Source organism: Geobacillus sp. C56-T2, assembly GCF_007829715.1.
In the GTDB taxonomy this organism is placed as follows: domain Bacteria; phylum Bacillota; class Bacilli; order Bacillales; family Anoxybacillaceae; genus Geobacillus; species Geobacillus icigianus.
Window position 1 is genome coordinate 2,983,829 of sequence record NZ_VJWB01000001.1, and the last position, 13,935, is coordinate 2,997,763.

The 13,935-nt window shown below is 53.8% G+C and carries 15 protein-coding genes; all 15 read right to left on the reverse strand.

Going from position 1 to position 13,935, the window contains the following annotated elements:
* Positions 1–123: 123 nt before the first annotated feature.
* Positions 124–594 (reverse strand): flavin reductase family protein, encoded by a 471-nt coding sequence (locus tag GC56T2_RS14860; RefSeq protein WP_144976246.1) that lies wholly within the window; start codon positions 592–594, stop codon positions 124–126.
* A gap of 174 nt (positions 595–768) precedes the next feature.
* Positions 769–1,491 carry an ABC transporter ATP-binding protein gene (locus GC56T2_RS14865; RefSeq protein WP_144976248.1) on the reverse strand — a complete coding sequence of 241 codons (723 nt, stop codon included), beginning with the start codon at positions 1,489–1,491 and terminating at the stop codon, positions 769–771.
* Entirely contained in the window at positions 1,457–2,263 is an 807-nt protein-coding gene (locus GC56T2_RS14870; protein ID WP_144976250.1) for an ABC transporter ATP-binding protein, read from the reverse strand. Before GC56T2_RS14870 ends, GC56T2_RS14865 begins: the two co-directional genes overlap by 35 nt.
* The gene (locus tag GC56T2_RS14875; protein WP_144976252.1) at positions 2,260–3,324 is read right to left on the reverse strand and encodes a branched-chain amino acid ABC transporter permease; all 1,065 of its coding nucleotides are present in this window, start codon (positions 3,322–3,324) and stop codon (positions 2,260–2,262) included. The genes GC56T2_RS14870 and GC56T2_RS14875 overlap by 4 nt, the downstream gene beginning before the upstream one ends.
* A 14-nt stretch (positions 3,325–3,338) precedes the next feature.
* Positions 3,339–4,220, reverse strand: coding sequence for a branched-chain amino acid ABC transporter permease (locus GC56T2_RS14880; RefSeq protein ID WP_144976254.1), 882 nt, complete (start codon positions 4,218–4,220; stop codon positions 3,339–3,341).
* Positions 4,221–4,283: 63 nt separating this feature from the next.
* The gene (locus GC56T2_RS14885) at positions 4,284–5,456 is read right to left on the reverse strand and encodes an ABC transporter substrate-binding protein (protein WP_144976256.1); all 1,173 of its coding nucleotides are present in this window, start codon (positions 5,454–5,456) and stop codon (positions 4,284–4,286) included.
* A gap of 154 nt (positions 5,457–5,610) precedes the next feature.
* Positions 5,611–6,258 carry a GntR family transcriptional regulator gene (locus tag GC56T2_RS14890; RefSeq protein ID WP_144976258.1) on the reverse strand — a complete coding sequence of 216 codons (648 nt, stop codon included), beginning with the start codon at positions 6,256–6,258 and terminating at the stop codon, positions 5,611–5,613.
* A 39-nt stretch (positions 6,259–6,297) separates the two neighbouring features.
* Complete coding sequence (gene hpaE / locus GC56T2_RS14895; RefSeq protein WP_144976260.1) at positions 6,298–7,809, reverse strand: 5-carboxymethyl-2-hydroxymuconate semialdehyde dehydrogenase; 1,512 nt, start codon at positions 7,807–7,809, stop codon at positions 6,298–6,300.
* 13 nt (positions 7,810–7,822) lie between these two features.
* Entirely contained in the window at positions 7,823–8,215 is a 393-nt protein-coding gene (locus GC56T2_RS14900) for a 5-carboxymethyl-2-hydroxymuconate Delta-isomerase (RefSeq protein WP_033020439.1), read from the reverse strand.
* Between the two features lie 128 nt (positions 8,216–8,343).
* Entirely contained in the window at positions 8,344–9,081 is a 738-nt protein-coding gene (locus GC56T2_RS14905; protein WP_144976262.1) for a fumarylacetoacetate hydrolase family protein, read from the reverse strand.
* Entirely contained in the window at positions 9,078–9,857 is a 780-nt protein-coding gene (locus GC56T2_RS14910; protein ID WP_172706428.1) for a fumarylacetoacetate hydrolase family protein, read from the reverse strand. The genes GC56T2_RS14905 and GC56T2_RS14910 overlap by 4 nt, the downstream gene beginning before the upstream one ends.
* A 97-nt stretch (positions 9,858–9,954) precedes the next feature.
* Positions 9,955–10,872 (reverse strand): 2,4-dihydroxyhept-2-ene-1,7-dioic acid aldolase, encoded by a 918-nt coding sequence (gene hpaI, locus GC56T2_RS14915; protein ID WP_144976265.1) that lies wholly within the window; start codon positions 10,870–10,872, stop codon positions 9,955–9,957.
* 161 nt (positions 10,873–11,033) lie between these two features.
* On the reverse strand, positions 11,034–12,017 hold the full coding sequence (gene hpaD, locus GC56T2_RS14920; protein ID WP_144976267.1) for a 3,4-dihydroxyphenylacetate 2,3-dioxygenase: 984 nt from the start codon (positions 12,015–12,017) through the stop codon (positions 11,034–11,036).
* Positions 12,018–12,050: 33 nt separating this feature from the next.
* Positions 12,051–12,338, reverse strand: coding sequence for a hypothetical protein (locus GC56T2_RS14925; protein ID WP_144976269.1), 288 nt, complete (start codon positions 12,336–12,338; stop codon positions 12,051–12,053).
* 85 nt (positions 12,339–12,423) lie between these two features.
* The gene (gene hpaB / locus GC56T2_RS14930) at positions 12,424–13,902 is read right to left on the reverse strand and encodes a 4-hydroxyphenylacetate 3-monooxygenase, oxygenase component (RefSeq protein WP_144976271.1); all 1,479 of its coding nucleotides are present in this window, start codon (positions 13,900–13,902) and stop codon (positions 12,424–12,426) included.
* Between the last annotated feature and the right edge of the window lie 33 nt (positions 13,903–13,935).

The following is a 13,935-nucleotide window of genomic DNA, read 5'->3' on the forward strand; positions in this document are numbered from 1 at the left end:
TTTATGATTATATTGCACCAAACATATTTTCACAACCGTCATATCATTTCCTTAGTTCTGTGTTTCCGATTGACCTACAGTAGATACTTGGCCGGCTGTCCGCCGGCCATCACGACTGTCTCATCACGCATGAGCAATACTCCTATACTTTCCTTCAAAAAATAAAAGTGGGTCACTTGGTTCGTCTTTCATCAAAATATCGGTCACTTCGCCAAAATAGAGCGTATGGTCGCCGGCGACGTACGAGCTATGCACGTTGCATAAAATATTCGCCATCGCATCCGGCAAAATCGGGTGGCCATCGACCCATTCAAACGCCACATCCCGTTCTTCCTTCAGCTGGCCAGCAAACAACCGCGACAAATCCTCCTGAGCGCGCGTCAACATGTTGACGGCAAACTTCCCAGTTTGCTTAACGATGTCATGCATCCGTGCTTTATGACCAATCGAGACAACGACAAGCTTCGGATCAAGCGAAACGGACATAAACGCGTTCGCCGTCATCCCTTTTACTTCCCCTTGAAACGCGGTCGTCACGATCGTCACGCCGGTTGCGAATTTCCCCATCGCGTTGCGAAATGTGCGATCATCCATGCGTTCTCCCATCCCTTCCTTTTTCATCGATTGTGTTTGTGCAACTAGTTTATTTTCTTCGAAAGCGTTAAAGACCAACGGTAGTGACTGCCCCATTTTTCAATGCTATATTAGAAAAATATAACAATTGTGCAGGTAATCAAGAAGGAAACAGCGATGATATAACAACTATGATTAGCGGCTTGCCACTCCAAGATACGCTTCAGCCACCCGCTCATCAGCAAGTAGATCGGTTGCTTTCCCGCGCACTACGATCCGACCGCGATCCAACACATACGCTTGATCTGCCGTTTGCAGCGCAGCGCGTACATTTTGTTCAACGAGTACAATAGCGGTATGAAGCTGATCGCGCAACTGTTTCAGTTGCTCCATCACTTCTTTGACGATGAGTGGTGCCAACCCCAACGATGGCTCATCAAGCATCAACAGTTTTGGCTTTGCCATTAACCCCCGAGCAATTGCCAGCATTTGCTGCTCACCACCGCTTAACAATCCTCCTGGGCGGTCAAGCATCGTTTTCAACTTTGGAAACAACTCAAGCACTTGCTCATAATCATACTTCACTTCGCGCCTATCATGACGGTAGCGGCGGTATGCCCCAAGGAGCAAATTATCCTTGACCGATAAACCATCAAAAATTTGCCTCCTCTCCGGAACAAGGCAAACACCTTTTTCGACGATACGTTCTACTTTTCCGTACGGGAGAGGCTCACCTTCAAAGAGAATTTCACCTTTTGACGGGACATAAAGACCCGCAATCGTACCAAGAAGTGTGCTTTTGCCTGCTCCGTTGGCACCGATGACCGCGACGATTTCTCCTTCTCTCACTTGCAGATCAATCTCTTTTAACACATGCAAATGGTCATGGTGAACATGAACATTGCGAATCGTCAACATGGCGCTCCTCCTGTTCGCCTAAATATGCCTTAATGACATCGGGATGCCGGATAATCTCTTCCGGCGTTCCTTCAGCAATTTTTTGACCGTAATCGAGGACGACAATTCGGTCGGCAACCGACATAACGGTTTCCATATCATGTTCCACGAACAAAAAGGTCATCCCTCGTTCTCTCATCGCCAACCATACATCAACGAGCTGTTTTGATTCTTGCGGATTGAGCCCGGCCATCGGTTCATCAAGCAAAATGAGCGAAGGGCGGGAGACAGCGGCCCTGGCAATTTCCACGAGCCTCTGTATCCCATACGGAAGCGTTCCCGCCTGCTCCATCGCCAAATCAGCCAAACCGACTTGTTCGAGGCAGACGAATGCCTCTTCCCGTGCCCGTTTCTCCTCTTTGACCATATAGGGCAGGCGAAAACCAGCGCTTATGATCCCGCTTTTCAAGCGTGGATGGAAACCGACCATCACGTTTTCCAATACGGTCATGTCTGCAAACAGCTGCAAGTTTTGAAATGTTCTTGTCATCCCAAGCATCGCCAGCTCATCAGGCCGTTTTCCATTGACTGTCATCCCGCGAAAACGGACGAAACCATCTGTCGGTGGCACAATACCGCTAATGACATTGAACAATGTTGTTTTTCCCGCTCCATTTGGCCCGATCACAGCGACGATCTCCCCTTTTTTCACCCCAAATGACACACGCTGCACCGCCTGAACCCCACCAAACGACTTAGACAATTGCTCGACTTCCAACAACATCGCGTTCATCCATGCCCACCTCCTATCGAACGCGCCTCATGACGGTCGGTCGTTGCTGTTTTTCCTTTCCGACTTCCGGCTATTGCCGAAAACCGTCTCATTCCCTTTTGCATGGCGCCTGTCAATCCATTAGGCATGTAAATAAGCATGAGAATTAGCAGTAAACCAAAAAAGACAATTTCAAACTCTCCGCCGGCATCCGGCAGCAATAACGGCACAACCGCTTTTAGCCATTCACCTAAGCAAACATAAACAGCGGCACCAACAAGTCCCCCCCATACCCCAGCCGTTCCACCGATGACAACCATAATCAGAAAATAAATAGAGGGAACAATGCTAAATAAGTCTGGGTTGATGAACGTAACATAATGCGCATACAAGCTTCCGGCAACCGAAGCGTAAATAGCGCTAATCATAAAGATTTGTAACTTGTATTTGGTGATGTTTACCCCAAGAGAGCTGGCCGCCACTTCGCTTTCGTGAATGGCTCGCAGCGCCCGTCCGACCCGGGAGCGGACGATATTGTGGGCAAACCATAAACCGATAAATACAAACAGCCAAACAAGGTAATAAAACTGAATATCCGTCTGTAAGGAAAGTCCCAGTGCGCTGATCGGTGGAATACCAAAAAAGCCGTTTAACCCTCCGGTGATTGCTTTCCACTCCTTAAACAGCGTAAACATAATAACGCCAAATCCTAGCGTCGCCAAAGCTAAATAATGTTCACGCAGTCGAAATACCGGGATGCCAACAACAAATGCCACCAAGGCGGCCAATAGCGCACCAACTGCCATCGCCAGCCAAGGCGACCATCCTACATAGGCAGTCAAATAAGCGGACGAATAGGCTCCAATGCCATAAAAAGCGGCCTGCCCGAGCGAAATTTGTCCAGCGTACCCCATCAGTAGCGTCATCCCTGTACTGACTAGGGTATAAAGACCAATGATAATCAACATGCTCAACAGGTAATTATTTCCGTAAACAAGGAAAGGGAGACCAAGCCAAGCGGCCAACAAAACGAATAGCGCTAGCCGCCTTCGCCCACCTTTGATCCGTTCATCCCGCTCCACCGCGCCATCCCTCCTTATACCCGTTTCCCTGTCATTTTCGCAAACAATCCATTCGGCATAAAGAAGAGCACAAGCAATAGCAACCCAAAGCTGATCGCGTCTTTGTATCCAGAAGACAAATATCCTTCGGCAAACGATTCGAGCAAACCAATAAGAAACGCGCCCGCGATCGCGGCCGGAGCATTCGTCAATCCGCCGACAACTGCCGCAATAAACGCTTTTAATCCGATCATGATCCCCATATCATACGAGGCGCCGGAGATCGGAGCGATTACAATTCCTGCCAATGCACCAAGACCGGCACTAACCGCGACAGCTCCAATCGACATTTTGCGAATATCAATGCCCATCAAACGGGCGGCAAACGGATTGATGACGCAAGCCATCACTGCTTTGCCAAAATACGTCCGTTGAAAAAACAAGTTCAACCCAATGAAACTAGTAATCGAAATGAGGATCGCCCAAATACTTTGCCATTGGATCACCGCTCCAAACATCGAAAGTGATTCCCACCGGGCAAACGGACGCAAGGCATACGGATCCGTCCCCCACACAAGCAAAGCAATCCCGCGAAAGACGAACGATGCGCCGATCGTAATAATAATGAGCACTGCGACAGATGAATGGCGTGCCGGCTGAATCGCCAGCCGTTCAAACAGCCCCCCGATGATCATCACAGCGAGCATGCTCAGCCCGATAGCGAGAACGAAAGGCACGCCGCTCTTGACCAATGCAATACAAACAAGCGCCCCTAGCATCGCGAAATCACCTTGGGCCAAGTTCAAAATACCTGTCACACTGTACGTAATAACAAACCCGAGTGCCACTAATGCATAAATGCTCCCAAGCGTCAGTCCGGAAAACAGTAACTGCATCAACTGGCTCCAAGCCTCCATCAACCTTGTCCTCCCCCATTGGCTAGATGAAGCAAAAGGGAATTAGCAGTCTAATTCCCTTTCCTAGTTCTCGGCAAGTACAAATTTTCCGTCTTGAATTTGCACCATCACCAAACTATTGGCATCCAGACCGGTATGGTTATCTTTGGACATATGGAACACGCCTGAGATACCAACAAAATCCGTTGTCTTTTCCAGCACCGCCCGTATTTTTTCTTTGTCAGTCCCCCCTTCTTTAATGGCATTCATCAATAGATGGAACGCATCCCAAGCGTGCCCGCCAAACGTCGTCGGTTCGTAGTTGTACGTTTTCTCAAACTGTTCTTTGTATGTTAATAGTATCTTTTTTTGCGGGTCACTATCTGGGAGCTGATCAGCCACTAAAATGCGCCCTGCAGGAAGAATGACGCCATTGGCCGCTTCTCCTGCCAAATCGATAAAGCTTTTTGTGCCAACACCGTGGCTTTCAATAATCGGTACGTCGATGCCCAACTCGCGAATATTTTTCGTCACGATTGCTGATTCTTGCGCTGTCCCCCAGACGATGATCGCCTGTGGATTTGCTTTTTTTACTCTTGTCAACATTGCTTTCGCATCATCGACCGTTGCCTCAAATTCCTCTTCAATCACGGCTTTGACTCCGTATTCCGGGGCATAGTGTATAAACTCGCTATGGCCACTTGTTCCATAAGCATTGGCAACATTTAGCCAAGCAACACTCGTCCATCCCTTTTCTTTCAAAAAGCCAAGCAGCTTGTTAATGACAATATCGTCTCCTTGGGCTGTTTTAAATGTCCAATGGCGCGAGGATCCATCGCTTGGATTGACGATTTGTTTGCTTGCGGCGAGGGAAATGTACGGAATGCCTGCCTTTTCGATTTGTGGGATCATGGCTAAGGAGTTTCCGCTGGTCGTGCCGCCGATGATGGCTGTCACGTTGTCTTGCTCGATGAGTTTTTTCGCGGATAATACGGCCTCGTTTTGGTCGGATTTGTCATCATAGGCGATCAGCTTGATTTTCTTTCCATTGATGCCGCCTTGCTCGTTCCATTGCTTAACAAGCATTTTGACCGTCTCCATCTCCGGCTTGCCGAGCGGCGCCGCTCCACCTGAGGCCGAGAAAATGGCGCCGATTTTGATTTCGTCCCCTCCATTTTCAGATGTCGTTGTCTTCCCGCAAGCGACAAGGAACAGGAACAACAAGGCTGTCATGAAAAGAGACATTCTCCTTTTCATGTTGATTTCCCCCTTTCTTATTGATAACGCTTTCAAAACCCTTCTGGAAGGTGCCCCAAAAGAATGGGGACACCTTCTTTACCTCCCTATCGGAGAACAGCATCACCTTGTATCGAGCGCCTGCCGAAAACCATCCATTAGGTCAGAATCGTGGTCAGCGCCGCCGCTTGAACGCCTCGGCGGTGTTTAGTTTATGCTGGCGGACGTATTGTTCGATGTCATGCGCCGGCGCCTGTTCCCGTAGCAGGCGGATGATCTCTCGATGCTCTTCGATCGATGCTTTCGCCCGCTGCGGAACAAATGTGAATCCGTACAAGCGGATGCGTTTCATCCTCTGCCAAATTTGCTTGATTTGCTCTTCAAGGTAGGCGTTGCCGCAATGGGCGTAAATCAAAGAATGAAATTCGTAGTTCAGTTCGCTGAACCGTTCCAGCTCCAGCTCTTCAAGCGCCCGCTCCATCCGTTCGTTCAACCGCTCAAGCTCGTTGATCGCCTCCTTCGTCAAATTGGCGGAGCCAAGCGCGGTCGCATAGCCTTCCAAGACCGCCAGCACGGACAACGTCTCCACATATTCGTTTTCGTTAATGGTGCTGACCACAGCACCGGCATACGGCTTGAACTCGACAAGCCCTTCCGCCTCGAGCTGGCGGATCGCCTCGCGCACCGGAATGCTGCTTAACCCGAGCTCGCGGGCGATTTGGTCGATGACGATGCGGTATCCCGGACCATAGACACCGCTTTCAATGCGGGACAACATATACTCATACGCCAACTGTGTTTTGTTTTTCGCCTTCGTTCCCATACGTCTATCATAGACTAGATCATATAGGTTGACTAGTCGTCATGCCTGTTCGGCAGACAAGGCGGTCCGTTTCTCCCCCTTGCCGAACGCGGGGATCGGCGGGTCGCCGACCGCGACGTGGACGACCTGCACTTCCGTATAGAAATCAAAGCTGTAATGCCCGCCTTCGCGGCCAATGCCGCTGTATTTCGTCCCGCCAAACGGGATGCGCAAATCGCGGACGTTCGGCGAGTTGACCCATGCCATCCCGCTTTCGATCGCTTGGGCGACGCGGTGGCCGCGCTTTAGATCGTTCGTCCAGACGTATGCCGCCAATCCGTATTTCACATCGTTCGCCAGCCGGATCGCCTCTTCTTCATCCGCAAAGGACATGACCGCCATCACCGGTCCGAAAATCTCTTCCTGCGCCACCTTCATGCCGTTATGGCAGTTCAGCAGCAGCGTCGGCGGCACAAAATTGCCGTTTTCCAACCCGTTCGGAACACTGGGGGCATAGACGTCCGCCCCTTCTTGCTTGGCGATGTCTATATAGCGGTTCACCCGCTCCCAATGATCGCGGTGAATCAGCGGCCCCAGTTCGGTCGCTGGGTTCATCGGGTCGCCGATGACGATGCGGTCGACACGCTCTTTCAGCCGGGCGACAAATTCGTCGTAAATCGACTGCTCGAGCAAAAGCCGCGAGTTGGCCGTGCACCGCTCGCCATTGAGCGAAAATACACCCCAAACGGCCGCATCAAGCGCCCGTTCGAGATCCGCATCGGCGAACACGATGAGCGGCGACTTGCCGCCAAGCTCCATCGATGTTTTTTTCAACGTCGCGGCGCTGTTGCGGATGATGTCCATGCCGGTCGTCGTCTCGCCGGTAAACGAGATGAGGCGCACGTCCGGATGGGCGACCAACGCGGCGCCCGCCGTTTCGCCAAACCCGTGCACGACGTTGAACACCCCGCGCGGCAGCCCGGCTTCATCGATGATTTCTGCTAGTTGATTCGCCGTCAATGGCGACCATTCGGCCGGCTTCAAGACGACCGTGTTGCCAGTCGCCAGCGCTGGAGCGACTTTCCATGTCTCGAGCATAAACGGCGTATTCCACGGCGTGATGAGCCCCGCCACGCCGACCGGCTTGTGGACGGTGTAGTTTACAAACTGACCATGGACGTGGTACGCTTCGCCGACAAGGCGCGTTTTCACCATTTCCGCGTAAAAGCGGAAGTTTTCCGCCGCGCGGGCGGCCTGTTTTTTCGCCTGGCTGATCGGAATGCCGGTATCCAGTGCCTCTAAATAGGCGATGTCGTCCGCCCGCTGTTCGATCAACTCCGCGATGCGGAACAGATAACGAAGCCGCCGCTCCACCGGCATCGTCCGCCACGGCCCATGATCAAACGCCTCTTTCGCCGCCCGGACCGCCGCGTCGATGTCTTCCTTTCGTCCTTCGGCCACTTCGTTGATCGGTTCGTTCGTAAACGGATTGATATTGGTGAAATACAGACCGGCTGTCCCTTCCACAAACTTCCCATTGATATAATGAAGCACTTTTGGTTGCACTGCCATTCGTTTCCCCCCATCACCGCTGCGCCCGATAACGCGCATGAATGTTGTTGTGTTTATACGTCCCCGCCTCGCTGAATTCATACAGCTCAAGCGACAGCGCCAAATAGCGTTTGGCAAACAGCGGGGCGAAATGGTCTTTCATCACGGCAAACAGCTCGTCGCCGACTTCTTTTTTTACCTGTTCCGGACGCCCGGCGCCAATTTTCAGCGTCCCGTGCACAAACGCATCGTCTTCGGCCCCGTCAGCCACATAGTACTCGTCAAGCCGAATGGCGCGCGAGCGGATGCCGCCAACGGGAAACCAATCGCTCCGCTTGATCAGCACACGGTGAACTTTTTCAAGCAAGCCGCGAATATCGGCTTCTTCGCCGAGATTGGCCGTGTATTCTAAGACAAAGTGCGGCACGATCCTCTCCCCTTTCGCTCTGAACGCCCGATGCCACGCTTTCTGCCGGGCGCTGCCTGCTATTCAATGTAAAATTGACAAGGCAAAACAAAGCGTTGGTCATCGTCTAGCTTGTTCACCGCTACCTGCTATTCAATGTAATTGACGAGCCGGCCGATGCGTTCAATTTCCGTCACCACTTCATCGCCGGGCTGGACGTTCACCGCCCCTTTCGGCGTGCCGGTCAAAATCAAGTCGCCAGGCGCGAGCGTCATGAATTCGGTGATGTACTCGAGCAAATACGGGATCGAAAAGATCATATCGCCCGTATCCCCTTCCTGCACAACCGTCCCATTGACATACGTCCGCAAACGAAGCGCCATCGGATCGCCCACTTCCTCATGGCTGACGATCCATGGGCCGAGCGGCGTCGTTCGGTCGCGGTTTTTGACGCGGAAATTCGGTCGGTAATAATTTTCCAAGTAGTCGCGAACAGCGTAATCGTTGGCAATCGTGTAACCGCAAATGTAGTCGTACGCCCGCTCTGCTTTTACCCGGCGGGCCGGACGGCCGATGACGACCGCGAGCTCGCATTCATAATGCATCACGTTGACGCCGTCGGGGCGAACGGTTCGGCCGCGATGGCCGATGAGCGTGTTTTTCCCTTTGAAAAATAAAAGCGGCTCTTTCGGCGCGGCAAACGACAGTTCCCCCGCATGATCTGCGTAATTCAATCCAAGCGCCACGATCGTGCGCGGCTCGACCGGGGGAAGCCAGATGACGTCGCTCTCAGCGGCCACCGTCCCATCCGGCAGCAGAAGGCGGCCGTCGTCAAGCGGCACCGCGTCGGTCACCGTTCCGTTCCACGCCACACGCGCCCACTTCATGCCCCTCCTCCCCCTTCTTCGGCAACGATCCGATTTTCCAACACACCGATTCCGTCCATTTCGATGCGCACCACATCTCCTGCCGCCACGAGCGGCGCGTCAGCCGGCCAGCTGAAAAACAGCACATCGCCCGGGTAAAGGGTCATAAATTCGGTCACCTCGGCCAGCCATTGTTCAGGTGGACACCGGAACCGGCGGAGATCAGCGCACTGAACGAGCTGACCATTGACATATACGCGCGCCATTAACGATGACAGCGGTACCGTTTCCTCTTTCGGCACGATCCACGGGCCGACCGGAGTGAATCCGTCGCGCGCCTGCTCCTTCACCGCCGGTCGGTACCGCTGTTCGTGCGGAATCGACAAGTCATTGACGATCGTGTAACCGAATACAAAATCGAGCGCCTGCTCGCGCTGCACGCGCGCGGCGGTTCGCCCGATAACCAGACCGATCGCCGGGGCGGCGCGAAGCCGTTGGACACCGGGCGGGAGAACGACCGGCCGGCGATGGGCGTTGATCGTATTGGCCGGCTTCATATACAGCACAGGCCCTTTTGGTGGCTGCTCGTACGGCGGAGCGGTCATGGCCTCGGCCATCCCTTCCCATTCCCATCGGTCATTAAGCGCCACCCCATACAGAGCGCCAACGTCCGGCGCCTCCCACTCCCATTCGTCAATGGGCGCGGTCCGTCCCTCCACCGTCATCGTTCCGCTCCGCCAATCCGCTTTCGCCTCGAACAGATGCCGTCGACCAGCCAAGCGCAACCGCACGTTCATGATCGCCCTTCCCCCTTTCATATCGATGACCAACGCCGACGCTTCCCTACATCCCAGCCGGCAAGGATCACTCTCCCTCCTTCCTCAGCAAGCGCGCTCATTGCGGCGTCTCGGCCAGCAACCCGTATTTGGCGAGCGTGCGGCGGATTTTCCGCTCGTTCTCTTCGCTTGGCAAATCGAGCGGCAGCCGGAGCTTCGGAGTGATTTTCCCCATCATGCCGAGCGCCGCTTTCACCGGGCCCGGGTTCGTTTCGATAAACAGCACGTTATTGAGTTCCATCAATTCAAAATGAAGATCTTGCGCCCGCTTGACATCGCCGGCAAACCAAGCATCGTGCAGCTCGGCCACTTTTTGCGGCACGACGTTCGCCGTCGCGCTGATCGACCCGGCGCCGCCAATCGCCAGCATCGGATAGCACAACAGCTCGATGCCGGAAAACAGCAGAAAATCGCGCCCGCAATGCCATAGCACCCGGTTGACGTGCTCAAAGTCTTTGTTCGACTCTTTCACGCCGATAATGTTCGGACAATCTTCCGCCAGCCGCGCCAATGTTTGGACCTCCAAATTGACCGCCGTCCGGCCAGGGATATTGTAGACGATGATCGGGATGTCGACCGCCTCGGCCACCGCCTGAAAATGCTTGTACAGCGCCTGTTGGGATGGACGGTTGTAATAGGGAACGATGACCATCGCGGCATCAGCCCCGATTTCTTGGGCGAATTTCGTCAGCTCGATCGTCTCCGCATGATTCGTCGACCCCGTCCCCGGCACGAACGGTACGCGCCCGGCGACCGCCTTCTTCGCCGCTTCCATCACCTGCTTTCGTTCTTCCAGCGTCAGCGAGCTCGGTTCTCCTGATGTTCCCGTCACCGAAATGCCGTGTGTGCCGCTTTCGATATGCCAGTCAATGAGCGCCGTCAACGCTGCCAGATCAACGTTTCCCTCTTCATCAAACGGCGTGACGACCGGCGCGATCGAGCCGCGCAGCCGTTCTTTCACTTCGCGGTATGCCATCCCCTTGCCCCCTATTGTCTCTATTTTTCTGAATCTTCTTATATTATACATGCTATCATATATGAAATCAACGATAAAATCATATATTATATCATGGAGAAACCGCCTGAAATGCTATGTTTCTTTTTGGTCAAGAACGAACGATGGAAGAAGTCAGCTTTCTAAATCAGGAAGGTCGGTTTCCGCTTCGCCAGTGTCGGTTCGTTCGGCTCGACCGGTTGGCCGCTGTGAACGTCAAGGACGATGGACGCCTCTTCAAACCAGCTGTCGGGCGCCGCATGGCCCCAGAACGTTTGCCGGCGCGGATCATCCAAATCCCAGCGGATCGGCGGAAAATCGGGGTCGCTCGTCAAATAATCGCCGTTGTACAGCTCGATTCGATGGCCATCCGGATCGCGCAAATAGACAAAGAAGGCATTCGACAATCCGTGACGGCCCGGCCCGCGTTCAATGTTCGACGCATATCCGGCCGCCGCCAGCACATCGCACGCATGGATCAGGCTGAGCGGATCCGGCAGCCAAAACCCAATATGGTGAAGGCGCGGCCCTTTTCCGTTCATCAGCGCCAAATCGTGGACGTTTTGCTTCCGATGCAGCCATGCCGCCCAAAGCTTCCCATCCTCTGTTTCCGTATATTCTGAGCAGGCAAAGCCCAGACCACGGACATAAAAGTCATATGCGCTCTTTACATCCGTCACCGCGCAGTTGAAATGATCGATGCGCTGCACGCGGGCGCCGCGGTACAAGTCATACCGCTGCAACAACCGCTCGGTTTTCTCCATATGGGCAAAAAACTCAAGCGGCAGTCCGGATGGATCTTGCACGCGAAACGCCTTGCCGACGGCGCGCTGGCTTCCCGCTTCGAGCCATTTCGGCTGCAGCGTTTGCGCCGCAAACCATTCATAAAGCGCTTCCAATTCCTGCTCGGAACCGACTTTGTAGCTAAGCGCTTCGACCGCAGGGCGGGGCGCCTTTTTCAAGAGAAGGCTATGATGATGATATTCTTCAAGTCCCCGCAAATACAGATGATCTTCATCCGCTTCCGTCACGACAAACCCAAGCACCCGCTCGTAAAAATCGCGGGCGGCGGCCAAATCGGTCACATGCAGCACCACGCGGGCGCAGCGAATAATGGAAAATGCCATCGTTCTCTTCCCCCTTTCGCAACCTTCCTTCATCTAGCGTTGGGCGGCCGACAGAAAGAAGCCGTCGTTTCCGCTGGCGAACATGGAACAAAACGTTCCTTGTTGCTGGCCACATCCTTTCACTTCAAACATCTCGCAGCACGCCCAAATCCGCTCGGCTTGCGCGCCACTGAACGCCTGTTTTCGAGCGGCGGCAACCTTAGAAGGGCGGTGACAAACGACTGTCACACACGAATCGGCGGTATTTTCATTCAGAAAAGAAAGCTGATTCTGCAAGGTTTCTCTAATTGAGAAACAGATGGAATCAGTCATATTTTGCACGAAATCACCAGCCTCTTAGGAAACGCCGCAGCCGCGCACCCTCCGCTGTTCCCCGATCCGTGTTTGCGAACGTGCGAATGAACGGTCAATGCTTGTTGTCAGCCGGAATGAACACGCTTTTGGCGCCGCGCAAAAATTCGCGCACGAACTGTTTATACGGCTCTTTTTCGTAGCCATCGAAATACGCCATCCCCATCCGAACGGGGTCGCCGAAAAAGTAATATTCGTAATGCGTCTGCCGGGCGCCGAACGCGCTCATCGTGAGATCCCAGGCGAGCCGGAACAGCTGGACGCGCTCATAGCCGTCCACCGTCGCCCCTTGCATCGCCCGGCGAACGATGTCGCCAATTTCCTCGTGCTGAAAATCCGCCTCCGTCGGAATCGCCATCAACCCCGATGCCCCTAAAATGCGGATGATCTCCGCCAGGCGCGGATAAATGCGCGGATACCAGTTGCGCGCGGCATCGAGCGCGGCAAAATCGGGCGTCATCGTTCCCCAACGGTCTCGCTTCGCATTGTGCTCGGCCCGGTACAAATGGCTTTTCATCGTCTCGAGGACGAGCATGATTTCCGCCCCTTTGTCTTTCACATGCTGGAACTCGCCGATGCCGATCGCTTCGATGAGGCAAAGGGTGACGCCAAGCAAAAACTCCGTTTTGACGATGTTTTTCGCCACGACTTGATGGGACATATGAACAACCGCGTTCGTTTCCCGGAACGTCCGGTTGCAAATCGATGAATTGCCGCACACAAACACGCGCTCCCACGGCACAAACACATTTTCAAACGAAACGATCGCATCGCCTTCCTCAAAACGCGATGCCAGCGGATGATCCCACGCGCTCCGCCCGTAGTCAAACGCCTCGCGGCAAATGAACTTCACGCCTGGCGTATTGTTCGGAATGGCAAAGGCAAGCGCATATGGGTCTTCGCCGGATGTCGCTTTTTTCACGGTCGAGGGAAACACTAAAATTTCATCGGTGATGCCGCCTTGCGTCGCCAATAGGCGGATGCCGCTGACGATGATCCCGTCTTTGCGCCGTTCCACCAAATGAAGCGGCACATCGGCATCGTTTTGTTCGTGCAGCGCCTTGGCGCGGTTCATTTGCGGATGGATGAGCGTATGCGTCAAGCTGATGTCGTGTTCCCGCGCGTATTCATAATAGTTTTTCGCATTTTCGGCAAACATCGGATCGTCTTCGGCAAACAAATCGTTGGCGATGCCCATCGCCATGACTTCGGCATTCAAATAATCAGGCGAGCGCCCCATCATTCCGGCCGACATCCGCGCCCACTCTTGCGTCGCCTCGCGGCGGGCGATGAGCTCGTCAATCGTAGTTGGCTGAATGAACGTCATCCCGACCGGCTGCCCGGTTGTCGGCGACCGGTACAACATCTTCTCCGGCTTTTCGTATTGCCGGTCGTAAAGCGCCGCCATCGAGCGGACGACGTTGCGGAACGCGGGATGAACGGTGACATCCTCCACTTTTTCCCCGTGGATGTACACGCTGCTTTTCGCCTGCTTGAGCCGCTCCATATACTCCTTTCCTGTTTTGGCCGGCATTTTCATCCCCTCCGTTTTCGGGTATAATAGCTA

What these genes read in the sequence shown, in the direction of transcription:
- hpaB (WP_144976271.1), bottom strand. Translation starts at nt 13,902, where the DNA reads ATGCCGGCCAAAACAGGAAAGGAGTATATGGAGCGGCTCAAGCAGGCG.
- GC56T2_RS14890 (WP_144976258.1), bottom strand. Translation starts at nt 6,258, where the DNA reads ATGGGAACGAAGGCGAAAAACAAAACACAGTTGGCGTATGAGTATATG.
- GC56T2_RS14865 (WP_144976248.1), bottom strand. Translation starts at nt 1,491, where the DNA reads ATGTTGACGATTCGCAATGTTCATGTTCACCATGACCATTTGCATGTG.
- GC56T2_RS14910 (WP_172706428.1), bottom strand. Translation starts at nt 9,857, where the DNA reads ATGAACGTGCGGTTGCGCTTGGCTGGTCGACGGCATCTGTTCGAGGCG.
- hpaD (WP_144976267.1), bottom strand. Translation starts at nt 12,017, where the DNA reads ATGGCATTTTCCATTATTCGCTGCGCCCGCGTGGTGCTGCATGTGACC.
- GC56T2_RS14860 (WP_144976246.1), bottom strand. Translation starts at nt 594, where the DNA reads ATGGATGATCGCACATTTCGCAACGCGATGGGGAAATTCGCAACCGGC.
- GC56T2_RS14880 (WP_144976254.1), bottom strand. Translation starts at nt 4,220, where the DNA reads ATGGAGGCTTGGAGCCAGTTGATGCAGTTACTGTTTTCCGGACTGACG.
- hpaE (WP_144976260.1), bottom strand. Translation starts at nt 7,809, where the DNA reads ATGGCAGTGCAACCAAAAGTGCTTCATTATATCAATGGGAAGTTTGTG.
- hpaI (WP_144976265.1), bottom strand. Translation starts at nt 10,872, where the DNA reads ATGGCATACCGCGAAGTGAAAGAACGGCTGCGCGGCTCGATCGCGCCG.
- GC56T2_RS14870 (WP_144976250.1), bottom strand. Translation starts at nt 2,263, where the DNA reads ATGAACGCGATGTTGTTGGAAGTCGAGCAATTGTCTAAGTCGTTTGGT.
- GC56T2_RS14885 (WP_144976256.1), bottom strand. Translation starts at nt 5,456, where the DNA reads ATGAAAAGGAGAATGTCTCTTTTCATGACAGCCTTGTTGTTCCTGTTC.
- GC56T2_RS14905 (WP_144976262.1), bottom strand. Translation starts at nt 9,081, where the DNA reads ATGAAGTGGGCGCGTGTGGCGTGGAACGGAACGGTGACCGACGCGGTG.